At 55.9% G+C, this 25,768-nt stretch carries 23 protein-coding genes; 6 read left to right on the plus strand and 17 right to left on the minus strand.

Going from position 1 to position 25,768, the window contains the following annotated elements:
• The first annotated feature begins 24 nt into the window (after positions 1 to 24).
• Both REH51_RS07105 and mgtE read left to right on the plus strand, forming a co-directional pair.
• Entirely contained in the window at positions 25 to 372 is a 348-nt protein-coding gene (locus tag REH51_RS07105) for a DUF6482 family protein (protein WP_009722948.1), read from the plus strand.
• 156 nt (positions 373 to 528) lie between these two features.
• Positions 529 to 1,884, plus strand: coding sequence for a magnesium transporter (gene mgtE / locus REH51_RS07110; protein ID WP_009722949.1), 1,356 nt, complete (start codon positions 529 to 531; stop codon positions 1,882 to 1,884).
• A gap of 102 nt (positions 1,885 to 1,986) precedes the next feature.
• On the opposite strand, the gene REH51_RS07115 is transcribed toward mgtE, so the two are convergent.
• The 9 genes from REH51_RS07115 to REH51_RS07155 form a co-directional block, all read right to left on the minus strand.
• Positions 1,987 to 3,108, minus strand: coding sequence for a Gfo/Idh/MocA family protein (locus REH51_RS07115; RefSeq protein WP_009722950.1), 1,122 nt, complete (start codon positions 3,106 to 3,108; stop codon positions 1,987 to 1,989).
• 75 nt (positions 3,109 to 3,183) lie between these two features.
• Entirely contained in the window at positions 3,184 to 4,686 is a 1,503-nt protein-coding gene (locus REH51_RS07120; RefSeq protein ID WP_498937355.1) for a CoA-acylating methylmalonate-semialdehyde dehydrogenase, read from the minus strand.
• A 28-nt stretch (positions 4,687 to 4,714) separates the two neighbouring features.
• On the minus strand, positions 4,715 to 5,617 hold the full coding sequence (gene iolE / locus REH51_RS07125; RefSeq protein ID WP_009722952.1) for a myo-inosose-2 dehydratase: 903 nt from the start codon (positions 5,615 to 5,617) through the stop codon (positions 4,715 to 4,717).
• Between the two features lie 86 nt (positions 5,618 to 5,703).
• Positions 5,704 to 7,551 (minus strand): 3D-(3,5/4)-trihydroxycyclohexane-1,2-dione acylhydrolase (decyclizing), encoded by a 1,848-nt coding sequence (iolD, locus tag REH51_RS07130; RefSeq protein WP_498937356.1) that lies wholly within the window; start codon positions 7,549 to 7,551, stop codon positions 5,704 to 5,706.
• Between the two features lies 1 nt (position 7,552).
• Positions 7,553 to 9,511, minus strand: a complete 1,959-nt coding sequence (locus REH51_RS07135; protein ID WP_498937358.1) for a bifunctional 5-dehydro-2-deoxygluconokinase/5-dehydro-2-deoxyphosphogluconate aldolase — start codon at positions 9,509 to 9,511, stop codon at positions 7,553 to 7,555.
• A 90-nt stretch (positions 9,512 to 9,601) separates the two neighbouring features.
• Positions 9,602 to 10,399, minus strand: a complete 798-nt coding sequence (locus REH51_RS07140) for a TIM barrel protein (protein WP_498937360.1) — start codon at positions 10,397 to 10,399, stop codon at positions 9,602 to 9,604.
• 9 nt (positions 10,400 to 10,408) lie between these two features.
• Complete coding sequence (locus REH51_RS07145) at positions 10,409 to 11,296, minus strand: ATP-binding cassette domain-containing protein (protein WP_009722956.1); 888 nt, start codon at positions 11,294 to 11,296, stop codon at positions 10,409 to 10,411.
• 1 nt (position 11,297) lies between these two features.
• Positions 11,298 to 12,428 (minus strand): ABC transporter permease, encoded by a 1,131-nt coding sequence (locus tag REH51_RS07150; RefSeq protein WP_009722957.1) that lies wholly within the window; start codon positions 12,426 to 12,428, stop codon positions 11,298 to 11,300.
• Positions 12,429 to 12,482: 54 nt separating this feature from the next.
• Positions 12,483 to 13,433, minus strand: coding sequence for a sugar ABC transporter substrate-binding protein (locus tag REH51_RS07155; RefSeq protein ID WP_009722958.1), 951 nt, complete (start codon positions 13,431 to 13,433; stop codon positions 12,483 to 12,485).
• A gap of 239 nt (positions 13,434 to 13,672) precedes the next feature.
• Between REH51_RS07155 and REH51_RS07160 the strand changes: the two genes are divergently transcribed.
• The 4 genes from REH51_RS07160 (at position 13,673) to REH51_RS07175 (ending at position 17,316) form a co-directional block, all read left to right on the plus strand.
• Positions 13,673 to 14,542: a MurR/RpiR family transcriptional regulator gene (locus REH51_RS07160; protein ID WP_146944415.1), complete on the plus strand. Its 870-nt coding sequence runs from the start codon at positions 13,673 to 13,675 to the stop codon at positions 14,540 to 14,542.
• Between the two features lie 37 nt (positions 14,543 to 14,579).
• Positions 14,580 to 15,575, plus strand: a complete 996-nt coding sequence (gene iolG, locus REH51_RS07165) for an inositol 2-dehydrogenase (protein WP_498937362.1) — start codon at positions 14,580 to 14,582, stop codon at positions 15,573 to 15,575.
• A gap of 87 nt (positions 15,576 to 15,662) precedes the next feature.
• Positions 15,663 to 16,466: a 5-deoxy-glucuronate isomerase gene (iolB, locus tag REH51_RS07170; RefSeq protein WP_498937364.1), complete on the plus strand. Its 804-nt coding sequence runs from the start codon at positions 15,663 to 15,665 to the stop codon at positions 16,464 to 16,466.
• A gap of 106 nt (positions 16,467 to 16,572) precedes the next feature.
• Positions 16,573 to 17,316, plus strand: a complete 744-nt coding sequence (locus tag REH51_RS07175; RefSeq protein ID WP_009722963.1) for a sulfite exporter TauE/SafE family protein — start codon at positions 16,573 to 16,575, stop codon at positions 17,314 to 17,316.
• Between the two features lie 7 nt (positions 17,317 to 17,323).
• Here REH51_RS07175 and REH51_RS07180 read toward each other — a convergent pair whose 3' ends face one another.
• The 8 genes from REH51_RS07180 to REH51_RS07215 all read right to left on the minus strand — a co-directional run bounded on the left by REH51_RS07180 (position 17,324) and on the right by REH51_RS07215 (position 25,732).
• Positions 17,324 to 18,217 carry an EamA family transporter gene (locus REH51_RS07180; RefSeq protein WP_498937366.1) on the minus strand — a complete coding sequence of 298 codons (894 nt, stop codon included), beginning with the start codon at positions 18,215 to 18,217 and terminating at the stop codon, positions 17,324 to 17,326.
• The gene (phnX, locus tag REH51_RS07185) at positions 18,214 to 19,032 is read right to left on the minus strand and encodes a phosphonoacetaldehyde hydrolase (protein WP_009722965.1); all 819 of its coding nucleotides are present in this window, start codon (positions 19,030 to 19,032) and stop codon (positions 18,214 to 18,216) included. Before phnX ends, REH51_RS07180 begins: the two co-directional genes overlap by 4 nt.
• Complete coding sequence (locus REH51_RS07190) at positions 19,032 to 20,168, minus strand: 2-aminoethylphosphonate--pyruvate transaminase (protein ID WP_498937367.1); 1,137 nt, start codon at positions 20,166 to 20,168, stop codon at positions 19,032 to 19,034. Before REH51_RS07190 ends, phnX begins: the two co-directional genes overlap by 1 nt.
• Positions 20,169 to 20,223: 55 nt before the next feature.
• The gene (locus REH51_RS07195; RefSeq protein WP_498937369.1) at positions 20,224 to 21,918 is read right to left on the minus strand and encodes a putative 2-aminoethylphosphonate ABC transporter permease subunit; all 1,695 of its coding nucleotides are present in this window, start codon (positions 21,916 to 21,918) and stop codon (positions 20,224 to 20,226) included.
• Positions 21,915 to 23,039 (minus strand): putative 2-aminoethylphosphonate ABC transporter ATP-binding protein, encoded by a 1,125-nt coding sequence (locus REH51_RS07200; protein ID WP_009722968.1) that lies wholly within the window; start codon positions 23,037 to 23,039, stop codon positions 21,915 to 21,917. The genes REH51_RS07195 and REH51_RS07200 overlap by 4 nt, the downstream gene beginning before the upstream one ends.
• A 44-nt stretch (positions 23,040 to 23,083) precedes the next feature.
• On the minus strand, positions 23,084 to 24,133 hold the full coding sequence (locus tag REH51_RS07205) for a putative 2-aminoethylphosphonate ABC transporter substrate-binding protein (protein WP_498937371.1): 1,050 nt from the start codon (positions 24,131 to 24,133) through the stop codon (positions 23,084 to 23,086).
• 167 nt (positions 24,134 to 24,300) lie between these two features.
• The gene (locus tag REH51_RS07210; RefSeq protein WP_009722970.1) at positions 24,301 to 25,011 is read right to left on the minus strand and encodes a UTRA domain-containing protein; all 711 of its coding nucleotides are present in this window, start codon (positions 25,009 to 25,011) and stop codon (positions 24,301 to 24,303) included.
• Complete coding sequence (locus tag REH51_RS07215; RefSeq protein ID WP_009722971.1) at positions 25,004 to 25,732, minus strand: HAD family hydrolase; 729 nt, start codon at positions 25,730 to 25,732, stop codon at positions 25,004 to 25,006. Before REH51_RS07215 ends, REH51_RS07210 begins: the two co-directional genes overlap by 8 nt.
• Positions 25,733 to 25,768: the final 36 nt, after the last annotated feature.

Consider the following 25,768-nt stretch of genomic DNA (forward strand, 5'->3'; position numbering starts at 1 on the left):
TTTATCGTCTAGTGAGGTGATGCCATGTCCTCAACGCTCCCAGCGCGTCTTACCCTTGAAGAACTTTTACAACGCTCACAAACCTCCGCGCCGCGTCCTGAAGTAGAGCTGCTTGGGCTCGACATGGGCTGGTATATCGTGCGATTGCATCACAATGACTCGGTTAGTTTACTGGTCGATTCCCAAGGTGAAACCAAGCGCTTTAGCGGTACCCAATGTGTCAGCCGCGCACTGGCGCCACTTGGCTTTACCCACGGCGTTCTCACTTGGGCAGACGCCGTCGACGAAATGATCGGCAACGACACCCCGCCAGTTTCGGCTCAACAACGCATGGCTTACGGCGTTCGCGTTGCGTTTGAGACACGGCACTGATTGCTAACCCAACCACCGTTTCAGTGAAGCCAAAAGCCATGCTGGCATTAAATACCGACATGGCTTTCACCCCAGCCTATCGATAAGATTCATCATGAGCCATCAAGTGCTTTCTAGTAGTTGTGTTAAAAACTAATTTTCCAAAGGATGGACTCTATGCGCGATGAGGAAAAATACACCCATTCAGAGGAGCAACTGCTCTATCTTCAAAAACGGTTAGATGAGGAAGATACCGCCGCCCTGAGCGAGCTGTTTGCTGAACTCGATATTTTGTCGATTGCGCGCACGCTTGAGTCTTTCCCAACCAAAACTCGCGACCGATTGTGGGAGTACATTCCTGAAGCACTGCTCGGCGAGGTGCTTGCCGAAGTCGATGAAGATATTCGTGCCGACTATATAGAAGATCTTTCAGCCAGCGATGTAGAACAAATCGTTAAAGGCCTGGACGCCCAGGAAGTAGCTGAAGTTCTCGACGTCGCCGACGATGCGATCAAAACGACCGTCTATGCCAGCCTAGACCAGGAGATCCGTGCCCAGGTTGAGAACCTTCATGCTTATGAAGATGACGTGGTCGGTCGTTACATGGACCCAGAGACGGTCAATGTAAAACAGGGCGTATCACTGGAGGCTGTACAGCGCTATATCCGCATTCATCACCTATTAGATGATGAGTCACAGCAGATCATGATTACCGATAAGGATAAGCGACTGCTGGGCACGCTGACGCTCATTGATCTCATCAAACAGCCTCAGGAGAGCATCGTTGATGAGTACATGGATACCCCCTTCACGCTAAATGACCAGATGAAGGTAAGTGAGGCTGCCGCACTACTCCGCTCTAAAGAGCTGCCGTTTGTTCCCGTTTGCGATAGTGACGGGCTATTAGTGGGTCAGTTGAACGCCGCTGATGTATTAGAAATCACCCAAGATGATGCTGATATGACGTTAAAACACATGTCAGGCGTCAGCGATGAAGAAGAAGTCTTCACTCCGATACTCCGCAGCGCAAAGAGCCGTGGAATTTGGCTGGGCATTAACCTGCTCACCGCTTTTTTAGCGGCCTTCGTGATTGGGCAGTTTGAGGAGGTACTGGATCAAATTGTAGCGCTGGCCATCTTAATGCCGGTAGTCGCGAGTATGGGTGGGATTGCGGGCAGCCAAACACTCACTGTGGTGATACGCGGCTTAGCGCTCGGCCAGCTCGCCGGTAATAACAAACAGTGGCTCTATAACAAAGAGCTGTGGGTGGGGATGAGTAACGGCTTAGTGTGGTCGCTGGTCGTTGGCGGTATTTCTTATCTGTGGTTCAGCGACCCGCTGATTACGCTGGTGATTACGTTAGCCATCTTTGTGAATATGAGCCTAGCGAACTTATCGGGTGTGCTGATTCCCTTAGTGTTGAAAAGGTTGCAAATAGATCCCGCATTATCAGGCGCCGTCATTTTAACCACTGTCACTGATGTGGTCGGTTTCCTGTCGTTCTTGGGGCTGGCGACAGTGATTATTTTGTGATCAGAATGCACCCACTGACGCTGACCCTGCCGTTTCAGTGCCAGTGGGCCTGCTTTAATAGCTAATCACGTGAAAATAGCTCAATGATTTAACCGCGTAATTTTATACAGCTACCCACATACCTTGTTTATTTGAGGACTCAATCGCATCAATCAAACGATTCACCCGTGCGGCTTCGCGGAAGTCAGGATAGAGGGGGCGGTGGTTGATGATGCCCTCCACCAGGTCGCGCACCTCGATAATCTTCTGATCGTTATAGCCCAGACCGTGCCCCGGCGCGGGGCTGAACGCGGCATAGTCGGGGTGTTCCGGGCCCGCTAACAGCGTAGTGAACCCGCGCCTGCCGTGGGCGTCGCCGTGGCGATATAGCTGCAGCTCGCTCATGCGCTCCTGGTCAAACACAATGGCGCCTTTGGTGCCCGTTAGCGTGTAGGCCAAGCCCATTTTGCGGCCAGCCGCCACCCGTGATGTTTCGATATTACCGATTAACCCCTGGTCAAACCGCAGCATGGCCTGGGCCTGGTCATCGTTCTCTACCGCAGCCATACCGCTGCCATCGGCCTTAGGCCGAGTGGGTATGACGATTTGCAGTTGGCCGCATACCTCGGTAATGCGCTGCCCGGTTAAAAATTCGGCCATATTGAGGATATGCGACCCCACATCACCTAACGCACCGGCCCCAGCGGCCGCCCGCTTGGTATGCCAGTCATGGGGCTTGTGCGGGTCGAGCAGGTAATCCTCATTGTGCCGTCCACGAAAGTGAATCAGCTCACCAATTTCACCGCTGGCAACAATCTGACGAGCCAACTGGGTGGCGGAATTGCGAATGTAGTTAAAGCCTACCAGGGTTTTGACGCCCGCCTTTTCAGCCGCGGCGACCATCTCGTCAGCGTCTGCCGTGCTCAGCGCCAGCGGTTTTTCGGCGTAAACATGCTTACCAGCGGCAATGGCGGCCAGCGCCATCTCTTTATGCAGGAAGTTGGGCGCGCAGATATCCACCACGTCCACCTCACTATCTTCTACCAAAGCGCGCCAATCGTCGGTGGCTCGGGCAAATCCCCAGGCCCGCGCCCGGCTCTCTGCAGTGGCAAGGTTAACGTCCGCAAGCAGTTCGCAAACGGGCTTGGCGGGCAGTTCAAAAACGCTGGACGCCGCATTAAAGGCAATGGCGTGAGCTTTGCCCATAAAGCCGGTGCCGATTAGGCCAATCTTGAGGGTTTTCATTGTGGTTATCCCTGTTCTAAAACAATAACGCCGGGCTAGGCCCGGCGTTAAATGGTGTCGTGCCCCGTAGGCTGTTTACATGGTCGGCATGGTGAAGTGGTTGGTCTCTTCACGAATGCCGCTGGGCCAGCGTTGAGTGATGGTTTTCATACGGGTGTAGAAACGCACACCGTCGGGGCCGTGCATGTGCAGCGGGCCAAACAGCGAGCGCTTCCAACCGCCAAAACTGTGGAACGCCATGGGTACCGGGATAGGTACGTTAACGCCGACCATACCGACCTGGATCTGCTCGCAGTACTGACGCGCCGCATCGCCGTCGCGGGTAAAGATTGCCGTGCCGTTGCCGTATTCATGAGCGTTGATCATGCTGACCGCTTCGTCGAAGCTCGCCACGCGAGCAATGGCCAGCACCGGACCAAAGATCTCCTCGGAGTGAATACGCATGCTGGGCGTGACATGGTCAAACAGGCTGGCGCCGATAAAGTAACCATCGCCTGCACCGTCAACCGCTGTCTGGCGACCGTCGACCACAAGCTCTGCGCCTTCATCCACGCCGACCTGGATATAGCCCGCCACTTTCTCAAGATGCTCGCGGGTGATCAGCGGCCCCATATCGTTATCCGGGCCATCAACCAGGCCTGGCCCGACCGTGAGTTTATCCAGTTCGGCCACCAGCTTTTCACGCAGACGGTTGGCGGTATCTTCGCCTACGGGCACGGCCACAGAAATCGCCATGCAGCGCTCGCCTGCCGAGCCATAGGCCGCGCCCATCAGGGCACCCACGGCTTGATCGAGATCCGCATCGGGCATGATCACCATATGGTTTTTAGCCCCGCCCAGGGCCTGAACACGCTTGCCATGGGCTGATGCGGTAGCGTAGATGTACTCGGCGATGGGTGTGGAGCCGACAAAGCTGACCGCCTGAACACGCTCATCGGTGAGCAGCACATCTACCGCTTCTTTATCACCATTGACGACGTTAAAGACGCCATCAGGCAGGCCCGCTTCGCTTAACAGCTCGGCTAAGCGCAGCGGCGTGGAGGGATCTTTTTCCGAAGGCTTCATGACGAAGGTGTTGCCGCAGGCCAGTGCAATGGGGAACATCCACATGGGCACCATGGCGGGGAAGTTGAACGGCGAGATACCGGCGCACACGCCCAGCGGCTGCATCATCGAATAGCTATCAACGCCGGTGCCGACGTTCATGGAGTGCTCGCCCTTCTGCAGGTGGGGAATGCCGCAGGCAAACTCGACCACTTCCAGGCCCCGGGTCACTTCACCTTTGGCGTCTGAAAACACCTTGCCGTGTTCGCTGGAGATCAGGCGCGCCAGCTCATCGGTGTGCTCCTCAACCAGCGCTTTAAATTTAAATAGGATACGCGAACGCTTCAGCGGCGAGGTTTTTGACCAGGCGACAAAGGCCTCATCGGCGATGCGCACCGCTTCGCGGGTTTCATCAGCGGTGGCCAGCGCCACCTGGGCGCTCTGCTCACCGGTGGCCGGGTTATAAACCGGCGAAGTGCGCTGGCTCTGACCGGCAGAGAGCTGACCATTAAGATAGTGGGATAGCGTCTTCATACAAGCTCCTGATTAAAAGCGGTGCTGTTTAGCTGGCAACGTCGAAGCCTGCCTGCTCGGCAAGTTGGCGTAGGTTGCGGTAACTCAGGCGGGCGTAAGTCAGCGGATGGGCAACTTCCGGGTCTTGTTCGGCTTCAACCACTAACCACCCCTGGTAGCCCTGTTCGCACAGGTGGGTTAAGGCGGGCAAAAAATCCACATTGCCATCCCCTGGCACCGTAAACAGGCCATCTAACACGCCGTTTAAAAAGCTTTTGTCGCGGTTGCGTACCGCGTCCAGCACTGGAAAGCGAAGGTCTTTGCAGTGCACATGGTGGATACGCTGGCTGTAGCGTTTGGCGATGGCGAGTGGGTCACCGCCGGCACCGCGCAGATGACCAAAGTCGAGCAGCAACCCCACCCCTTCACCGGTGTTATCCATTAAGCGCTCAACGTCGGCCTGGCTTTCGATCACCGTGCCCAGGTGATGGTGATACACCAGCTGAATGCCCTGGGATTTCAGGTAGTCGCCCACCACTTCCAGGCCATGCAGCAGTCGCTGCCACTCTTGCTCGGAAAGATGCGGGCGGTGGGAGAGCGGGCGCTCCTGATCGCCGTGTACACAGTGGGTGACTTCACAAAGCACCATCACCTTCGCGCCACACTCCTTGAGCAGGTTCATGTGATCCTGAATGGCGTCAATCTCTTCTTCAGGTGTGCGTTCCAACAGCTGCGCGGAGTACCAGCCCGACACAAGCGCCAAGTCGTGGGCGCTAAGCACCTGATTCAAGGCGTCAGGTGTACGGGGGAACTTGTTACCTAATTCAAAACCACTAAAACCTGCCTCGCGACCCTCTTTCAAACAGGTTTCCAGCGGTGTTGCGCCACCCAGGCTGGGCAAGTCATCGTTGGTCCAGGTGAGCGGATTGATGCCTAAAGTAACCGTCGGCATAGCGTATTCCTTGTCATTTTTGTCTGAGTATTTTTGGCGTTAGGGCGCTTTACCCTATCGCCGACTCTCTGATGTTCTGCATTCGATTAGCGGGCCTGGCGCTGCTTGGCTTCGCGGTACCCTTGATAGGCTTTATTGACCGCTTCACGCTCGGAACCCTCGGGCACGGCCACTTCCCACCAAGCGCCGCCTTCGTGGGTGCTGGGTAAAGGGTCAGTATCCAGGGCAATCACATAAGTCGAGGTGGCGCTGCGAGCGCGCACCAGCGCCTGCTCCAGTTCCGCAATACCGCTCACCGATTCAGACTCACAGCCCAACGCTTTGGCGTGGGCGGCAAAATCGGTTTTCGGTGCGCCCGCCTCGACAGTGCGGCAGTCTTGCAGCAGGTTGTTGAAACCTGCTCCGCCGGTGGCCTGCTGCAAGCGGTTGATGCAGCCATAGCCGCGGTTATCTAACACCACCACAATCAGCCTGTGGCCCAGCATCACCGAGGTCGCCAGCTCTGAGTTGTGCATCAGGTAGCTGCCATCGCCGACCATCACTACTACTTCCCGCTCTGGCTTGGCCATCTTGACGCCCAGCCCGCCGGCAATTTCATAGCCCATGCAGGAGAAGCCGTACTCCACGTGGTAGCTGCCGGGGCCAGAGCATTGCCAGAGCTTATGCAGCTCGCCGGGCAAACCACCGGCGGCGCATACCACGGTGGTATCGTTGCCTGCCTGACGATTGACCGCACCGATCACCTGAGCATCGGTAGGCAGCGCTAGCCCTTGATCTGCGGTTACACGGCGCACTATTTCGGCCCATTCGCGTTTGAGCGTGCCGGTTTGTTCGCGCCATTCATCGCTACCGCGCCACTCGCCCAGCGCTGCGTCGAGTTGCCCCAGCCCGATCAAAGCATCGCAGCTAAGCGGCAATGCTTGATGCTTCAAGCTATCGAAACGGCCAACGTTAAGGGCGATCAGTGTTTTATCGTTGTTTTCAAACAGCGCCCGAGAGCCAGTGGTAAAGTCCTGCAAACGCGTGCCCACCGCCATAATGACATCTGCCTGCTCCGCCAATTGGTTGGCGGCTGCGCTGCCGGTCACCCCAATGGCACCCACTGCGCAAGGGTGGCTATCGGCCAACGCTCCTTTGCCGGCCTGGGTTTCGGCTACCGGGATGCCCCGCGCTTTAGCAAACTCTGCCAGGGCATCGCAGGCAGCGGCGTAATGCACGCCGCCGCCGGCAATGATCAGCGGGCGCTTGGCCTGTTGCAGTGCGGCGATGGCTTGGCGAAGTTCGAAAGCATCTGGCGGCGAGCGGCGAATGCGATGCACTTTGGGGGCAAAAAATGCCTCCGGATAATCATAGGCAAAGGTTTGCACATCCTGGGGCAGCGCCAGGGTCGCGGGGCCGCAGTGCTCAGGGTCAAGCAGGGTGGCAATCGCCTGGGGCAGGCTAGTCAGCAACTGCTCGGGGCGGTTAATGCGGTCGAAGTAGCGCGATACCGGGCGAAAACAGTCGTTGACGCTAATCGTCGGGTCACCGAAATGTTCCACTTGTTGCAGTACCGGATCCGGTTCGCGGGTGGCAAAGGTGTCCCCCGGCAGCAGCAGGATCGGCAACCGGTTGGCATGAGCAAGCGCCGCAGCGGTGACCATATTGGTCGCCCCTGGGCCGATGGAGCTGGTCGCCGCCATTAGACGCTGACGGCCATTGGCCTTGGCAAAGGCGATCGCCGCGTGGGCCATGGACTGTTCGTTATGGGCACGAAAGGTCGGCAATTCGTCTTGCACGTGATAAAGCGCTTCGCCTAACCCTGCCACGTTGCCATGACCAAAAATCGCAAATACCCCCTCAAAAAGCGCCACTTCTTGTCCGTTGATGTCGATACGCTGGGCGGCAAGGTACTTAACCAGCGCTTGAGCCATGGTGAGTCGAATGGTGCTCATCTTACGCCTCCTCGGTGTGGGCCAGCGTTTGCGGCTGCGCCTGCCTTAATTGCCGCCACGTCTTTATCAATTCGGCATAGTTTTGGGCGACTCGCGCTACCAAGCTAGCGTCGTCGATACGCCCAGCCAGCCAATCACGACTCGCACTAGCAAATAGCGTGCGGCCAACGGTGAAACCCTTACAGCAGGCATGATTGGCGGCTGCTTCAAAGCCGCGTTTCATGTCGTCCATAGGGGCGTCGAGCCCGAGCAGTACACCCCCGCGGCAGTAAGCATCCTCGCGCTCAATGGTCTCGCCCCCCGCCTGCCAAGCAACATCCGTCATTGAGGGTAGCTTCCACCAGTCTGGGCGAATGCCTAGGTTGTAGAGTCGCTGAAGGCTGCGCGGTAGCGTCGTGTTATCGCTTTGCATATCAGCGGGAGGGATTATCTCTATCAGCAACTCCAGCCCATAAGTACAGGCCGCCTGGTAGAGCTGGCGCAGACGCTCCTCCTGCTCTAGGCGCAGTGAGAGTTCATCGTCAGGATGGTAGAACACCAAGCATTTAATGATCTGTTCTCTAGGCCAGTTGCGTAGGCAGGCACCTAAGTCATCGCCATGCTGGAAACGCAGCGGGCGTGAGCCTGGCAGCTCCACCGGCCGACCAATCCACCAGCCTTTTCCACTGGCTTGATTGAGTGCGTCTTGACCCAGCACGTCATCAACCAGGATTGCGGGAGTGGAGATGCCTCCCAGCTTGGCGCCCTCTTCAGCGGCGCTGACCAAGAGTTTTTTGAGTGCTGGCAGGCGCGCGCTGTCGGCATGCTCTTCGGGGGCCATATCGGTGAGCTGGCGACGGTGGTCAAACGCCAGACCCAACACTTCGGGCCATTGCGCAGGCACTCGGGTAGTGACCCGGTGTAAATGGTTTAGGCGTTGATCGATATCCGGACGGGGTACCTCATCCCGGCGCGCCAAGTAATCAAATAACTCGTCTTCGGTGGGCATGGCGGGGGCACAGCCGTGGCGGGAGACCACCAGCGCGCCACAGGCATTGGCATAGCTGGCACTGGTTTGCCAGGATTCATTGCGTAACCAGCCACGTAGCAGCCCACTCATAAAGGCATCGCCCGCGCCCAGTACATTGAGCACCTCGACCTGAACGCCCTTGACTAGAATGCCGTCTTCAATGTGTTCAGGAATCGCGCCTTCAAACACTACACAGCCCATGGGGCCCAGCTTGCATACTAGGGTCGCCTGGCTAACCTCACGCACTGCGCGCAGTGCCGTCAAGGTGTCAGTGCTGCCACCGGCAATATGAAACTCCTCTTCGGTGCCCACAATCAGGTCAAAATCCGCCAGCCAGCGCTGCAGGTCGGTGGTGACGGTTGCATCCGCAATAAAGCGGGTTTCACCATCGCCGGGGTTGGTCAGCCCCCACAGCACGGGGCGGTAGTCGATGTCTAGCACTCGCTTCACGCCATGATGGGCGGCAGCATCTAGCGCTTTGCGGCACGCCCGGCGAGTGGTATCGGTAGAAAGGTGGGTGCCGGTAATCGCCAGCGCCTTGGCCCGGGCGATAAATTCAGGGTCGATGGCGTCGGCGTCGATGGCCATATCGGCACAGTCGCGGCGGTAAAATAGCAGCGGGAAGCTTTCGCGATCTTTTAACGCCAGCAGTACCAAGCCGGTGTGGCGCTCGGGGTCGGTTTGTAGCGCGGAGGTATCCACCCCCACTCGTGCTAATTCCTCGCGAACAAAATTGCCCATTTGTTCATCGCCGACCCGCGAGAGCATGGCAGACTTCAATCCTAAACGAGCGGTGCCGTAAGCCATATTGCCCGAGCTGCCACCTAGGTACTTGGCAAAGCTCGCCACGTCTTCTAAACGGCTGCCAATCTGCTCGGCGTACAGGTCGACCGCCACACGTCCAAGACAAATCAGGTCAAGCGGTCGGTGTTGACTATTGTTATTCAGCATAAATGTCTCCCCACGTCACAAATTCGTGGTATCGGGCAAAAGAGGGCACTGGGCATAAAAGCGTCTTGGATGGCTATCGATGAGGCTTACCTAAAATGAGAAAGCAGCACGGAATCGATCAAGGGCGAGGCTGTCATCGCCAGAGGCCCAACCTTCTACCCCCACCGTGCCGCGATAGCCTATGTCGTTCAGCGCTTGAGCAATGGCCGGGTAGTTAATCTCGCCAGTCCCCGGTTCGCAGCGCCCAGGCACATCGGCTACCTGCACTTCACCAATGTACGGCCCGCAGCGGCGAATCAATTCAATCAGATTACCTTCGCCAATTTGGGCGTGATAAACGTCCAACATAATGCGCAAGCTGGGCCGATCAACACTCTCCACCAGTGCTAGAACATCTTCCAAGCGAGCAAACGGCACACCTGGGTGATCAACGTCGGTATTGAGGTTTTCAAGCACGAAGGTGACGTCATTCTTCTCGCCAAGATCTGCCAGACGATTGAGCGTGTCGCGGGCTTTGAGCCACATAGCGCCCGTCATCTGCTGGCAAGGCTGAACGGGCAACCCATTACCATCTAGCCCGGTGCCATGCAGGTTAAGGCGCGGAATGCCAAGGCGCTTTGCTACCTCAACCGACTCAGCGGCGGTGCGAAGCAGTTCATCTGCCCCGGTGGCATCTGCCAGTGTGCCGGTGACATAGCCAGTCATGGACGAAAACGTCGCCCCGCTATTGGCCAGCGCATCAATGTCGTGCTTCGTCCAGTCCCAGATTTCGACTTGAAAGCCCAGTTCAGAAATACGCTTAACACGTTCCAGTATCGGCAAATCGCAGAAGACCATTTCAGCACAGACAGCCAGCGTGAACGGCGATGATGGGATAGGTTTATTCATCATGGCTCCTTAATATCCGTTCGCCGTTCGCGGTGAAGAGGGTTCAGTGCTGCTTGCATCGGCAGACTGAGTGTCTTGGTCGGCTAAGCTGGCCTTCTTGGCTTTATCCTCCCGCTGGAATTCAGCAAGCTCTGCATCCAGGCTTTCAAGCTCAGCGCCCCCCGCCATCATGTTGAGCACTTCTTCGCGGCTGACTTCTTCTTTGCGGAAGGAGCCCAAACTGCCGCCGCGTGACAATAGGGTGAACGCATCCGCCACTGGGTAAGCATGGTGGACATTGTGGGTAATAAAAATGACTGCAAGGCCATCTGCGCGGGCTTTAGCGATGTAGCGCAGTACAACAGAAGCCTGCTTGACCCCAAGCGCGGACGTGGGCTCATCCAGAATCAGCACTTTGGCACCAAAGTAGACGGCACGAGCAATCGCCACACACTGGCGCTCCCCACCGGAAAGCGTGCCCACCGGCTGGCTTGGGTCGCGTACATCAATACCGATTTTAGCCATTTCCTCTTTGGCAACCCGGTCGGCATATTTCCAATCAATTCGCTTTAAAGGCCCCCAGCCCACCGTCGGTTCGCGCCCCATAAAAAAGTTACGGGTAATCGACATCAACGGCACCATCGCCAGATCTTGGAAAACTGTCGCGATACCAGCGTCTAATGCATAAGCTGGAGACTTGAAACGAGCTGGCTTGCCATCCAGTAGCATCTCGCCGTGGGTGGGCTGGTGAACACCGGAAAGGGTTTTAATCAACGTTGACTTGCCAGCACCGTTATCCCCTAGCAGGCACATAACCTCACCGGAGTAGACCTGCATTGAGATATCACTTAAGGCGATAACACTGCCGAAGTGTTTGCTGACACTGCGCATTTCAATCATTGGCGTACGTGTGGTCATGTTATTTGGCCTCCATCGCCTTTTTGCGCATGTAATTGTTGAATAGCACCGCCACCAGCAACATCACGCCCAGGAAAACCTGGAACCAGTCGGTATTAACGCCGGTGTAAAAGATGCCCATTTGCACCATGCCAAAGATCAGTGCCCCAAGCGCTGCACCAATGGCAGACCCATAGCCACCGGTCAGCAAAGCACCGCCAATGACAACGGCAATGATGGCTTCCAGCTCTTTTAGCAGGCCACGAATGGTGTCCGCCGAGCCGGTATCCATCACCTGTATGCAGGCAAAGATGGTGGCGGAGAAAGCGGTGAACATGAACAGTGAAATCTTGACACGATGGACGGGAACGCCTGAGTTGCGCGCCGCATTGGCATCGCCACCGCTAGCGAAGATCCAGTTGCCGTAAGGCGTGCACAGCAGCACCCAAGTCGCTACAGCGGTTAAGCCCAGCCACCAGACAATCGAGACGGGAATACCGGTAACCGTGGGGTTGCCCGCAAAGTTGGTCGCCATCCAGCCATTTGCTGCCATCCAGCTAAATAGGCCCGTAGCGACTTCTCCAGAGAAAAGCGCCGCAAACCAATCTCCAGGGATATGATCCTGCACTCCTCCCACCTGAGTACGTCCCGTCAACAACCGACTGGTTCCAATAGCCAGGCCACGCAGAATGAACAGGAAGCCCAAGGTAACGATAAATGACGGCAAGCCCGTTTTATTGACCAGATTACCGTTAATCCAGCCCACTAGGCCCGCACAGGCAAACGCCAATAAAATTGCGGCCCATAGCGGCCAGCCATACTCCACAGCGGGGATGGCAATCAGAATGCCTGCCAAGCCAATCATCGAGCCAATCGAAAGATCAAACTCTCCGCCGATCATCAGCAATGCAGCCGCCGTGGCGATAATGCCGAGCTGAGCGGCGACTTCAAGAAAATTAATAATACCCGCTGGGGTAAACATCCCGGTGCCGCTGGAGGCAGCGATAAAGAAGGCAAGCACCAACACGGCACCGGCCAGCGCCCCCAACTCTGGGCGATTAAGCGCTTTCTTCCAGAAAGAGACTCTCTGGATACGCTCGTCTTGATCAGCCGCTGTTGGCGCAACCGATGGTTTCGTTTCAGTGGAATTCATAGCGATCGACTCCTAAGGCTCGACACCGCCGAGCCTTTTCCGATTAGGTAGTTATCAGCGGATGCCCTGACTACTCAGCTCAATGACCTGAGCAGCGTTTTCTTGAGTAACAAATCCAGGGCCGGTGGCAACATCCCCTGCAGGCAGCAGACCATTCTTGACGAACTGATCTAGGAACATGACAGGTAAGTAGCCCTGCATGTACTGCTGTTGGTCGATCGCGAAGTCCAGCTCACCCGCATCCAAGGCTTCCAAAATACCGGGTGAAAGATCAAAAGTACCAAGGGTGAACATATCGGTTGCCCCCTGCTCACGCATGGCCCGAATCATCGGATCAGCGGCCAATGCACCCAAGGTCAGCACACCACGCACATCGCTGTTTTCGTTGAGGTAAGCGACAATGGCATTGCGAATATTGGTGGGGTCGTAGGTGGTCGCTAGCTGCTCAGCATTGCCATTGAAGCCGTCGACAAAACCATCACAGCGCTGGTCAAGTCCTTGATTGCCTTGTTCATGGTTAACGCAGACGCCTTTCTCGACGCCCATCTCCTGCATGCGCTCAGCAGCCTGCTTACCTGCTTCATACTCACTTTGCCCAATGTGCAGCCGGGCACCATAATCCCTTGCCACGTCGCCACCGGAGTTAATAGTGATGACGGGTATGCCGTTATCGACAGCATTTTGCACAGCGCCGCCCAGGGCATTTTCGTCGGTAAAAGAGAGAATCAAACCATCAGGACCAGACGCCACTGCTGCTTCTACAAGTTGCTGCATCTTGGCCATATCAAAGGTGGAGGGCGCGCGATACTCCAAGCTAGCCCCGACGGTTTCAGCGGCGGCTTCTGCGCCGTTTTTCACTACCGACCAGAAAGGATCAGAGGGAACGCCATGGGTCACCATGACGAAACGGCTCTCTTCTTGTTCTGATTCCTGTGCTTGTACGACACCTGCCATTAATGCCGTGGTGGCGGCAGAGGCTAAAAGCCATTGAGATAGACGTGCCATAAACAATTCCTCATAACGTTATCGTTGTTGGTAGGGAAGTGGCATTAGATGCCTTGGCGTCATGAAATATAGATTCCAAACGTCAGTTATAGCAAATTATTTATTCTATACTTTGGTATAAATGGAATATTTATTCCAATCAACTAGACTGCATAACAACGAGTCACTTTGCTCAGTACTGCATATCCACTAGTACATAAGCAAAAGGGTGCTAGATGGGCCAACGCGAAGGAATTTGTATGCCACAACCACCACAGAGCTATCGTGAGTTGGAAACGCTGATCACCGCCGAGTACGCCACACTGAGCAAACGCTTACAGCAAACCGCGCGCTTTATGCTTGATCACCCTCAGGAAGTTGCTTTAGCGACCGTGGCCAAAATTGCCGAACAGGCGGATGTCACGCCATCCACCTTAATTCGCTTGGCCAATAGCTTGGGCTTTAAGGGCTTTTCCGAAATGCAGCAGCTGTTTCGCAGCCGTCTGGTCGATGAGTTGCCTAACTACACCGAACGAATTCGTGCGGTACGCAGCGCCACCGGAGAAACACCCGATAGCACCCAACTATTATGGGAGTTCGCTGACGCCAACCGCGCCGTGCTTGAGCAGCTACCCAGCCGTATTGATCCAGAGAGCCTAGAGAAGGCGCTGGATATTTTTGAAAAGGCCCATGCGATTCATGTGATGGGCGCACGGCGCAGCTTCATGGTCGCCAGCTACATGACCTATGCCCTGGCGCATGTGGATAAACCTGCGTTGCTGGTCAGTGGTTTGGGGGGGATGTACGGCGAGCAACTGCGCGCGATGAGCCAACACGACGCTCTACTGACCATCAGCTTCTCTCCCTATGCCGAAGAGAGCCAAAAAGCCTGCGAAGACGCCCATCAGCGCGGTCTACCCATTGTGGTGATTACCGATTCAAGCCTTAGCCCACTGGCGCGTTTCGCGGATGTTGCCTTCGTGGTTAACGAAGCCGAAGTAAAAAGCTTTCGCGGCTTGACCGCATCGCTCTGCTTAACCCAAGCCTTGGCAATTGCCCTAGGCGTGCGACAAGACAAATCCCGGGACAAAGCCCTGGAAAAAGCCTCAACTAAAAAACGTAAGACATAAACACCAAGCCAACAGCAACAACAAAATAGGAGTGCTTATGAAACTCGCGCTTATCGGCGCTGGACGCATCGGCAAGGTGCATGCCCAGGCCATTTATTCACACCCCAACGTTACGCTGGTTGCCGTGGCTGATTTTCATCAGCCTGCCGCAGAAGCCCTGGCCGCGCAGTACGCTAGTCGAGCAGCCTCTGTGGATGAAATCTTCGCAGATGATGAAATTGATGCCGTACTGATTGCTTCAAGCACACCTACTCATGCGGAGTATCTGGAGCGTGCCGCCCGCGCAGGCAAGGCGGTTCTGTGCGAAAAACCTATCGCCCTGGACTTAGCGCGCACGCGCGATGCCCTACAGGTACTTAGCGAATACCCGGTGACCTGCGCGTTAGGCTTTACCCGCCGCCACGATCCTCAGTTTGCAGCATTGAAAAAAGCGATTACCGAAGGGCGTATTGGCGCACTTGAAACGCTGACGATTATTAGCCGCGCCCCCTCTCCCCCGCCTGCCGAGTATGTGGCTGAATCCGGCGGTCTGTTCCGCGACATGATGATTCATGATCTTGATATGGCTCGCTGGTTGCTTGATGAGCCTATTGAAAGTGTCTTTGCCGTCGGTAGTAGCATCATTGACCCAGCGATTGGTGAAGCAGGTGATGTGGATACCGCCATGGTCACCCTTACCACCGCCAGTGGAAAGCTGTGCCAAATCAGCAACTCACGGCGCGCCTGCTACGGCTACGATCAGCGTATCGAAGCCTTTGGCAGCCAAGGCATGCTGCAAGCCCAGAACGAGAGCGATACCCGGCTGCGTTTTACTGGTGAAGCAGGCCAAGTGGAAGACAAACCCAAGTGGTTCTTCCTGGAGCGCTACGCCCAAGCCTACCAACTTGAAATTGGCGACTTTGTCGCCGCCTGGCAAGAGAAGCGTGCGCCACTCGCAGGTGCCCAAGATGGCCTAGAGGCGTTGCGCTTAGCCGATGCAGCGGAGCTTTCATTACGTGAAGGTCGCAAAATCCTGCTCGACGCCTCGGTCTAAACAGACGCAGACGGGTCTGTGTAGACCTTTCATATCGACAACGACTAGCTGCCAACCGAGCAGCTAGCCATCAGGAAGGAGCGATATATGGCTTTACTACTGGTACGCCCCACCGCCCCAGATGCCCAAGGCACCGTGATTGACGTTACCCCAGAATCCGCTGGCTGGACGCATGTTGGCTTTCGGGTGCATAAACTCGCCAAGGGCCAGCGCCTGGAGGCCAGCAGTGATAACCAGGAAGTCTGCTTGGTGCTGCTCACCGGGCAGGCCACAGTGACCTGCGGCGAGCACCGCTTTGAAGACATCGGCAAACGCATGGATATCTTTGAGCAGATCCCTCCCTACGCGGTTTATCTGCCTGACCATGTTAGCTACGCGGTGGAAGCGACCACGGACTTAGAGCTAGCGGTGTGCGCTGCCCCTGGGCATGGCAATCACGCCCCAAGGCTGATTTCCCCCGACAACATCAAGCAGAGCACCCGTGGCCAGGGCACTAATACCCGCCATGTTCACGATATTTTGCCGGAAACCGAGCCCGCCGATAGCCTGCTAGTGGTTGAGGTATTCACACCTGCGGGTAACTGGTCTAGCTACCCGCCACATAAACACGATGTGGATAACTTACCCCACGAATCATACCTGGAAGAGACCTACTACCACCGGATTAACCCTGAACAAGGGTTCGCATTTCAGCGGGTTTACACGGATGACCGAAGCCTTGATGAAACCATGGCGGTGGAAAATGGTTGCTGTGTGTTGGTTCCCAAAGGCTACCACCCTGTGGGCGCCTCTCATGGCTACTCGCTCTACTACTTAAATGTCATGGCGGGGCCTAAGCGGGTGTGGAAATTTCAAAACGACCCCGACCATGAGTGGTTAATGAACGCTTAACAGGGCAATACTTCGCCCGCTAACATTTAACCAATGCTATGATATTGCGCCCCGCCTGTGCGGGTCTTTTTTATGTTGCCCGTTCCCCCTATTGATAGAGGTCCACATGCTCCCCGATTACTCTGTCATCGCGTGGGTGTTGATCGTATTTTCTGTTTACCTGACCGGCGTTTCAAAAGGCGGCTTTGCAGGCGGGTTTGGTACGCTTTCGGTACCGCTGATGGCGCTGGCGATTAGCCCTACCCAAGCAGCAGGCTTGTTACTGCCCCTCTTGCTAGTCATGGATGTATTTGCGCTAAAAGCATGGTGGGGAAAGCAGGCAAACGCCGAGGTGTGGCGGTTTGTGCCAGGGTTAGTCATTGGCGTGACGATTGGCACACTGCTGTTTGGAAGTTTAAGTGATCAAGGCGTGCGATTGGTGCTAGGCGTAATCTCCGTTGTGTTTGCGGTGTATATGTTGCTGAAGCCTGTCGCGAAGAAGCCGATTTCCACCCGCTGGGCGCTGCCTGCCGCCAGCGTTTGTGGGTTTACCAGCTTTATTGCCCATGCAGGCGCACCACCGCTGAACATTTACTTGATGCCACGCAAACTCTCTAAAGAGACCTTTATAGCCACCTGCACGGTCATTTATGCGGTAGTGAATGTCATCAAGCTCGGCCCGTATATGTGGCTTGGCGAAGTCAACGTAACAAGCGCCTGGGCGTCGCTACTGTTGGTGCCGGTAGCCTGGATCGGCGTGCGCAACGGGCTGTGGCTGCAAAGCCGCGTCAACGAAGCACTGTTTTACCGACTTGTGATTCTGGCCATGTTCTTGGTGGGAATCAACTTAGTTTGGCAAGCGGTAGGTTAGTGCGTGCTTACAGTGCTACCAGCAGAAGCCCACTCAACATGATCAGTGTGCCAGCGGCTTTTGCCGTAGAAGCGGGCTCTTTTAGCCACAACACACCCATTAATACACCGACTGGAATGGAGAGCTGGCGTAGCGCCACGACGTAACTCACTTCGTCGGTTAGTGCGAGGGCCATTAGTACCAGGCCATAAGTGCAGGTCATCATCAGCCCTGTGACGACCAGCATCACTAGCCCTTGCTGGCGGATGGCGGGCAACCGGCGACGTTCCGTGGGTAGCAGCATCAGCAGCGGAATCGCCCAGGTCAACGTCATCAATGCCTGTAGCACCATAAACACCGCGCCTGCGGTTAGACTGCTATGGCCTACTATCTGCATCAACGCCAATGCCTGCTTATCTATCAGCGAATAGCCCACGGTGCCGGCGCCTGCCCATAGTGCAAACCCCATGGCTGGGGTTAAATAGGTAGCTAGCCTACGCGCCTCTGGGTGGCTTAGCGGCAGGCAGAGCCCCCCCGCCACCACCAAGGCCATGCCAATGCCATCCCCCACATCCAGCGCGCGGTTACCGAGCAGCGCAATGGATACGAGCGGCACAAGCACCACCGGCAGCGCCCGTGCGATGGGATAAAGAACGCTGACCTCCCCACGCGCATAAGCCCAGGCTAAGCCACCCATATAGAGCATTTGGCACAATCCAGAAAGCGCCAACCATCCCCAGAATGTGTTGGGTAGCGCCGCCAACGATGGCCAAAGCCACACCAACGGCAACAACAGCACACCGCCTGCCCCGTAAGCCAAGGCAAAAAAAGCCAGCGACGGTGCATTACGCTTACCCAACACGTTCCACCCAGCATGCATACACACCGAAAACAGCACTAACGCTAAGGCGGCTGGGCTCAAGGCCGCTCTCCTCGCTGTAATCGGGCATTAATGGCATCCACAACGCTTGGAAGTTCGGCGATGGTGGCAATGCTGTAGTGCGGTTTTGAGGGGGCAAATTGAGCGGCTACTCGCTCGTGGGCTGCACGGCGTTCGCTATCGCTCAGTGCTTGATACTGATCATAACTCAGCCCCAGAGCATTACCTGAACAGGTGAGTGCGACCGTCCACATTCCAGCACGGCGCCCTTCTAGAATGCCGGGTGTGGTGTCATCTACTTTGATGCAGGCAGCAACATCGCTAATGCCTAAGGCAATCACATTGGCCAGCGCCTGGGCGGGGTGCGGTCGGCCATTGGGCACCTCATCAGTGGCCACCACATGATCCACTTGCAGGCCGTTATCGACGGCTAGCGCCACCACCTTTTCCATCACCACGGCCGGATAGCCGGAGCAGGAACCTATTTTCAGCCCCTGCCCTCGCAACCAAGTGAGCGTATCAAGCGCCCCAGGAATCACCGCCGAGTGATCGGCAATTTTGGCAATCTGCAGCGGCATAAAGCGTTCATAAAGCGCAGTCACATCAGCATCAGTCGGCAGATGGCCAACTGCCAGGAGAAAGCGCTCGGCTATCTCAGGCTGATTGCACAGCGTGCGGATATGATCCCATTTTCCCATGCCCATCGGGCCGCGTGCTTCTTCTAGGCTGATCGCCACACCCAGTTCGGCAAAGGCTTCGACAAATATCTGCGTCGGTGCGAAGGAGCCAAAATCGACCAGCGTGCCCGCCCAGTCACAAATCACCGCCTGTAGGCATTGAGGAGATTGATAGTGCATCAGGCACTCCTTGATTCAGTGAAGAGAGAAACACCCATATTCGTTAGGGCGTCTTGAATAACGCTGAGTAACTGCTCAATCACCGCCGCATCCAATTGGCCAATCCAGCCGATGCGAAAACTTTCAACGTCGGTTAACTTGCCCGGGTAGATCAAAAAGCCACGCGCTTTCAGCGCTGCGTAGAAGGTCTTAAATTCAAACGCAGGGTCGGTAGGGCTCAAAAAGGTAGTGATGATCGGCGATAACCATTCATCTTCTAAAAGCGTGCTGAAGCCTAACGCCCGCATGCCTCTTACCAGCACATCACGATTGTGGGTATAACGTGCGCAGCGCCCCGGCACGCCGCCCTCTTCCCGGTGCTGGGCAAGCGCCGCTTGGAAGGCCACCACCGTATGCGTAGGCGGGGTAAAGCGCCACTGGCCAGTGCGTTCCATGTAGTCCCACTGAGCGTGCAGATCCAGGCTCAGCGAGTGGGCACGCCCCTTACCAGCAGCAAGTAGCGTCTGGGGAATGATCACAAAACCAAAGCCCGGTACACCTTCGATGCACTTATTGGCTGATGAAATCAGCACATCAATAGGCGTTTTTGTCAGACTGATCGGTATGCCTCCAAACGAGCTCATGGCGTCCACGATCAGCGTTTTTCCGTGAGCGCGTACCACCTCAGCGATGGCTTCTAGCGGGTTCAAAATGCCGGAGCTGGTTTCGCAGTGAACTAGAAACACGACGGTAATGTCAGCATCTTGCTGTAGCAGTGCCGCCACTTCGTCGGGTTGCGGTGGTAAGTAATCACCTTTGTCCAGCGTCACATAACGGCGGCCCATCATATCGAGCAGTTGAGCAGCCCGCTTGCCGTAAGCGCCGTTCATTAACACCAACACCTTGCCGTTGGGGTCGGTTGCGCAGGCCAGCGCACTTTCAACAGCAAAGGTGCCACTGCCCTGCATGGGTACGCAGGCATACTCGTCGCTTGCCGCCTCAGCCATGGCAAGCAGTTGCGTACGCACGTCCGCAGTCACACGGTTAAAGTCGTCATCCCAGGAGCCCCAGTCACGCAACATGGCTGCTTTGGTCGCGTGGGAGGTGGTTAGTGGTCCTGGGGTTAAAAGGTAAGGCACTTGTGAATGATTTATCATTTTGGTCTATACCAGATTATAAACACAATTTAACCGCTAGCGCAGCGAGCTATCTCTAGCTCGCTTGGCGCCAACGCTGAGCGTTGTTTAGCAGAACGTGGGTAAGTGCGGCGTGGAGCAGTTTAACCACCAGCGAGGTCAGGAAAATCAGCACGGCCATGGCCGCGGCGCTAGCAAAATAGCCCGCCTCGTCCAGGTGCAGCACCGCCACTGAAGCCAGCCGCGTGTCACTGTTATAGAGGAACACCACCGCTGACACTGTCGTCATCGCATTGACGAACAGGTAGACCGAAATATCCAGCACGGCGGGCAGTGACACCGGCAATGTCACGCGGCTAAACGTGGTCCAGAACGGTACTTTTAGCGAGGCACCCACGGCTTCAAACTCCGGATCGAGCTGTTTCAGCGCGGTGACAGAAGTGAGGTGGCACACTGTATAGAAGTGCACTAGCGTGTTGAGCACCAGAATCGCCATGGTCCCGTACAGCCAGTTAAGGGGGTTACCTGCCTGGTTGAAAAAGAAGATATAAGCCAGGCCCAGCACCATACCTGGACCCGCCATAGGCAGCATGGCCATAAAGTGCAGGCCTTGACGCAACGGGCGATAGCCTTCGCTCTTTTCAATCAGCCACGCATTAAAGAAAATCACCAGTGTGCCCACTAACGCGACGCTAAATGCCAGTTTGAGGGAGTTAAACCACGCACCCCAGCCACCGCCAGCTAAGCCTTGAAAGGTGTAATGCTGCAGAGTGAACGACAGGTTATAGGGCCAAAACTGTATGAGCGACGCATACACTGCGGTACCAATGACCAGCAGAATAATGCCCGCGACCGAATAACACAGCAGCGCAAACGTCCAGTCTCGCAGCGGGCTAGGCGTTGGTTGCCATGGCACTGCCCGAGCCGAAAGCTGAGCCACCTGGCGTTTCTGTATCCAACGGTCAACGATGAACGATAGCACCGCAGGCATTAACAAAATAACGCTAACCACCGCGCCCATTTGGAAATTCTGTTGGCCCACTACCTGACGGTACACATCGGTGGCGAGCACGCTGAATTGGCCGCCAATAATTTTCGGCACACCAAAATCGGTAATTGCCAGCGTAAAGACAACGAACAGACATGAAATTAGCCCGTAGCGCACTCCGGGCAGCGTAATCGTCAAAAACGTGCGCCACTTCGGCGTGCCCAGTGCTTCTGCTGCTTCATAGAGGCGTGCATCGCTGTTAGTCAGCGCCGTGGTTAGCAGCATTAGCGCATGGGGAAAAATCCAAAAACTCATGCCCATCACAATGCCGATCGGCCCATAAATAGAATGACCTGCCAGCACGTCGCGCAAAAAACCCTGGTTACCAAACAGATACACCAAGCTAATGGCGGGCAGCAACGAAGGTGCCAAAATGGGCAAAATCGCCAACATTCGAAAGAGCCGTTTGCCTGGCATACAGGTACGGGTAATGCCGTAGGCGCATAAAAAGGCGAGCCCAGCGACCACTACCGTGGTGGTGAATGCCACGCGCAACGAGTTGGCAATTGAATTGACCAGTGCTGGCGTTTGAAAGTACTGCACAAAGTTTGCTAGCCCAATAAAGTCGCCGCTGCGGTCTTGCAGGCTTTTCACCAGCATCGCAAATAGCGGGAACAGCAGGCCAATCACTAACAGCGCCACGCCCGCTAACAGCACGAGTAGGCGTATCAATGCCTCCAGCGATGGCTTTGAGGCAGAGCCTGAAAACGTACTCGCTCTCATGACTGGTTGCTCCCAGCCGGGTATAACCGGGCAGCGTCGGCAGGCAAATGGATACCCAGGTTTTGCCCTAGCCGTAACCCCAGTGTGGCGCTATCACGGCTGGGAACATCAGCCAGTAGCCATTGTTCAGTATCGCTCAGACGCAGAGATACCCGCTGAAACGCACCTAAAAACTCAATGCCCATAACATCACCGCTCAGCCCGGTGGTGCTGGCACTAAGCGCGACTGCTTCGGGGCGAATGGCCAGTTGAGCTGCTTGGTCTTTCGCGTAAGTATGCGGCAAACAAGGGCATGAAATAGTGCCTAGCAGCGCGTGGTTATTCGCCTGGGCGGTCACCTCTAGAAAATTCATGGTGCCGATAAATGACGCCACAAAAGCGCTGGCGGGCTGGTGGTAAATCTCGGCAGGCGTACCTACTTGTTCGATCACCCCGTGATTCATCACCACGATACGATCAGCCATGGTGAGTGCTTCTTCTTGATCATGGGTCACCATGATGGTGGTCACGCCAAGGCGTGCCTGTAGTGCTTTGATCTGATGTCGCAAATGGCCGCGTACTCGAGCATCCAGCGCGGAGAGCGGCTCATCAAGCAGTAACAGGCCGGGTTCAGTCGCCAGCGCCCGCGCCAGCGCAACCCGCTGCTGCTGCCCGCCAGAAAGCGCAGCAGGATATTTATGCTCGCTACCATTAAGGTCAACTAGTGCAAGTAACTCCGCCACGCGGGCATCAATCGTCGCCCGATCACTTCGACGATTGCGTAACCCGTAGGCAACGTTATCGAACACGGTCAGATTGGGGAACAGCGCATAAGATTGAAACACGATGCCAAAATCCCGCGCTTGCGGGGGCAGCGTGGAAATATCCTTGCCACGCTGAATTAAGCTACCTGCTGTTTGCTGAGCCAGACCTGCAATGGTGCGTAACAGGGTTGTTTTGCCACAGCCAGAAGGCCCTAAAAAGCATACAAACTCGCCTTCCTGAATCTGTAGCGCAATGTTATCCAGCGCGGTAAAGCTTCCGAAGCGTTTAGTGACGCCATCTATGCTTAGGTGCGCAGAGGGTAAGTGGGGTTTCGCCGCCGAGTGAGCCGTCAGCGGCGATGTCAGTGTGGTCTGCATAACATCTCCAAGCCCCGGCCTTGGCCGGGGCAACTGATTCGTGCTTACTGTTCGGTCTTACCGTCGTAGCGGCGCTGCCACTCTGCCAGCACGCGCTCGCGATTAACCGCAGCCCACTGGAAGTCGGCATCAATCATGCGATCCGCAATGTCAGCGGGGTAGTTTTCAATCGGCTGCGCCACACCTGGATAGGCCACCACGGCATAACCTTCGTTATAGAGTTCGTTAGCTTCACGGGAAACAGCCCAATCCATCAGCGTTTGTGCAGCTTCCTGTTTGGTGGTTCCCGCAACGATGGCGGCAGCTTCCATATCCCAGCCAAGCCCCTCTTCCGGGAAGATCACTTCAATTGGTGCGCCTTGGGATTTTAACCGTGCCCCACGGAAGGCAAACGACACGCCAACAACCGCTTCACCGGTGGCCGCCAGGCTGCAAGGAGCAGAGCCTGAGTGGGTATAACGGGAAATGTTGTTATGCAGACGGTCCATATAGTCCCAACCTTGCTCTTCGCCCCACAGCTGCATCCAGCTGGCTACATCCAGATAGCCGGTACCGGAGGAGTTGGGGTTAGGCATAATCACATGCCCCTCAAACTCTGGCTGGGTCAGGTCTTCCCAGGAGGTCGGCATGGGTACGCCCTGACGCTCGCCTTCAATGGTGTTGTAGCAAATGGCCGCTACCCAGGCATCCATGCCTACCCACGCAGGGTCTTCACCGTTCCGGTAAGCGGCATCAATAAATTTTGGATCGAGATTTTCAACGCCAGCGGGGGCGTAGCGTTCCAGCATGCCCTCTTCTTCAAGCACCAGCAGACTGGTGGCTGCTAAGCCCCAAATAACGTCTGCCTGGGGATTGTCTTTTTCCGCTAGCAAGCGCGCGGTAATCACCCCCGTAGAATCACGCACCCAGTTAATGGTGATATCGGGGTGAGCAGCATTGAAGCGCTCGGCGTATTTTTGCAGATCATCTGACTCAACGGCGGTGTACACCGTTAGCTCAGTGGCGCTAGCCACAGAAGGGAAGGCAACGGCAGCCGTTGCAAGCAGAGCAGTTGCAATCTGATTAGGTTGGAACAAACGGCGAAGTTTCGACATGGTAGGCTCCCAGCGTTTTGGTATAGACCAGGAGTTTCCCGCCGTTAAATGACAGTGCGATGACGCTTGTTTGACCGATTTTTTAAGTTGTTGTGTACGCTCAAGCGTAGGTTCTTGTGAGGGATCTTGTGAGGTTTCTCGCGAGCGTCCCTGTCTTCGTAACCGTGTTACTGCTGGCCCGATAGCTCAACGCTAATGCAAAGGGAGTCATGCAGCCAGTGCTCCTCATCAAACTCAATGGGCCGCTGTTGACCATCAAAAATGGCGCGGCAAATGTTTAACCCTGCCGCGCCGGGGGCAACGAGTAACTCTTCAGCATCTAATGGCGACAGCGCTTCGGACACCATGCGTATTGAGCGATTGGCCAAGTGATGCCCCCATCGCTCTCTTAACAGCCCCCACAGTGACTGTCCGCTGTAGATGTCTAGCAGCTCTGGCGCACGCTCGGGCACCACCCAAAGCGACTCCACCAGCACAGCGCGATCATCTACGTAACGGCGACGGCGAATGTGGTGAAACGGCTGGTCATCGGGCAGTTCCAGGGCTCGGGCCGCCACCAGATGAGAACGGGTCTCCAGCTTAAGTACCGCCGTGCGTGGTTGCCGCCCCTGAGCGCGCACATAGTCGTTAAAACCTGCGTCCCGGGTGGGGTCATACACCAGCCTAGCCGGTGAAATAAACCAGCCACGTCGATTGCTGCGGTGAATAAGCCCTTCCCCCTCCAGTTGCGCCAAGGCTTGCCGCAACGTAACGCGGGTAGTCGAGAAGCGCTCTGCCAACGCTCGCTCAGCGGGCAACTTGCCTTCCCACTGCGTGGCATGCTGGGTAATTAAATGACGAAGTTGTTCCGTTAACTGTAAATAGTAGGCATCAGGCATGCGCCGATTTTCCTGGCAAATTATTGGCCGATGAAGCGTCTGACGACGCTGCCATCCGCCAGTCTAAGCGCTGCCACCCTTCTACACTAGCCACCTCCGCTAGCACGGGGTCAGGGTTAACCGCCACTGGGCAGTCGACATACTGCAGCAGCGGGATATCGTTGCGGGAATCTGAGTAGAACGTTGTGTGACTGGGGATAATTTTTTGCTCGGTTAGCCACTGCTGAAAACGCAGTACTTTACCCCCTCGGTAAGAGAGCACGCCTCTGCTATGGCCGGTGTAGCTTGTCCCACTTCCCGCTTGTTCGACACTTAGCTCTACCGCCAACACATGCTCGATCCCTAGCATCGTTGCAATCGGTGCTACCAAGTGATGCGATGATGCAGAAATGAGTACTAGGGTATCGCCTGACTGACGGTGCGCTTCCAGGCAGCGCCAGGCTTGATCAAAAACACGTGGCTGCAAATGAGTAGCGACAAAGCGCTCAACCTCTTTTTGTACATCCATCACTCGGCGGCCCCGCAGCGGCGCCAAGGTCATCGCTAGGTACTCCTCTAGCTTCAACTTACCGGCATGATAAGCCTGCTGCATCTGTTCGGCACGGGCTATAAAGGTTTCGGCATCACGGATCCAACCCAGCTCGATCATCCATAAATTCCAGCGGTCGCTGCAGTCTCCATCCAGGAGGGTGTCATCAAGGTCAAACAGAGCAAGGCGCATGTGGCACTCCTTTTTTCGCGAGTTCGGCGGCGCGTA

It is taken from the genome of Halomonas bluephagenesis (assembly GCF_054790765.1).

Excerpts from the sequence above, each read along its gene's own strand:
- REH51_RS07105 (WP_009722948.1), top strand. The coding sequence starts at position 25 with ATGTCCTCAACGCTCCCAGCGCGTCTTACCCTTGAAGAACTTTTACAA.
- mgtE (WP_009722949.1), top strand. The coding sequence starts at position 529 with ATGCGCGATGAGGAAAAATACACCCATTCAGAGGAGCAACTGCTCTAT.
- REH51_RS07115 (WP_009722950.1), bottom strand. The coding sequence starts at position 3,108 with ATGAAAACCCTCAAGATTGGCCTAATCGGCACCGGCTTTATGGGCAAA.
- REH51_RS07120 (WP_498937355.1), bottom strand. The coding sequence starts at position 4,686 with ATGAAGACGCTATCCCACTATCTTAATGGTCAGCTCTCTGCCGGTCAG.
- iolE (WP_009722952.1), bottom strand. The coding sequence starts at position 5,617 with ATGCCGACGGTTACTTTAGGCATCAATCCGCTCACCTGGACCAACGAT.
- iolD (WP_498937356.1), bottom strand. The coding sequence starts at position 7,551 with ATGAGCACCATTCGACTCACCATGGCTCAAGCGCTGGTTAAGTACCTT.
- REH51_RS07135 (WP_498937358.1), bottom strand. The coding sequence starts at position 9,511 with ATGCTGAATAACAATAGTCAACACCGACCGCTTGACCTGATTTGTCTT.
- REH51_RS07140 (WP_498937360.1), bottom strand. The coding sequence starts at position 10,399 with ATGAATAAACCTATCCCATCATCGCCGTTCACGCTGGCTGTCTGTGCT.
- REH51_RS07145 (WP_009722956.1), bottom strand. The coding sequence starts at position 11,296 with ATGACCACACGTACGCCAATGATTGAAATGCGCAGTGTCAGCAAACAC.
- REH51_RS07150 (WP_009722957.1), bottom strand. The coding sequence starts at position 12,428 with ATGAATTCCACTGAAACGAAACCATCGGTTGCGCCAACAGCGGCTGAT.
- REH51_RS07155 (WP_009722958.1), bottom strand. The coding sequence starts at position 13,433 with ATGGCACGTCTATCTCAATGGCTTTTAGCCTCTGCCGCCACCACGGCA.
- REH51_RS07160 (WP_146944415.1), top strand. The coding sequence starts at position 13,673 with ATGCCACAACCACCACAGAGCTATCGTGAGTTGGAAACGCTGATCACC.
- iolG (WP_498937362.1), top strand. The coding sequence starts at position 14,580 with ATGAAACTCGCGCTTATCGGCGCTGGACGCATCGGCAAGGTGCATGCC.
- iolB (WP_498937364.1), top strand. The coding sequence starts at position 15,663 with ATGGCTTTACTACTGGTACGCCCCACCGCCCCAGATGCCCAAGGCACC.
- REH51_RS07175 (WP_009722963.1), top strand. The coding sequence starts at position 16,573 with ATGCTCCCCGATTACTCTGTCATCGCGTGGGTGTTGATCGTATTTTCT.
- phnX (WP_009722965.1), bottom strand. The coding sequence starts at position 19,032 with ATGCACTATCAATCTCCTCAATGCCTACAGGCGGTGATTTGTGACTGG.
- REH51_RS07190 (WP_498937367.1), bottom strand. The coding sequence starts at position 20,168 with ATGATAAATCATTCACAAGTGCCTTACCTTTTAACCCCAGGACCACTA.
- REH51_RS07195 (WP_498937369.1), bottom strand. The coding sequence starts at position 21,918 with ATGAGAGCGAGTACGTTTTCAGGCTCTGCCTCAAAGCCATCGCTGGAG.
- REH51_RS07200 (WP_009722968.1), bottom strand. The coding sequence starts at position 23,039 with ATGCAGACCACACTGACATCGCCGCTGACGGCTCACTCGGCGGCGAAA.
- REH51_RS07205 (WP_498937371.1), bottom strand. The coding sequence starts at position 24,133 with ATGTCGAAACTTCGCCGTTTGTTCCAACCTAATCAGATTGCAACTGCT.
- REH51_RS07210 (WP_009722970.1), bottom strand. The coding sequence starts at position 25,011 with ATGCCTGATGCCTACTATTTACAGTTAACGGAACAACTTCGTCATTTA.
- REH51_RS07215 (WP_009722971.1), bottom strand. The coding sequence starts at position 25,732 with ATGCGCCTTGCTCTGTTTGACCTTGATGACACCCTCCTGGATGGAGAC.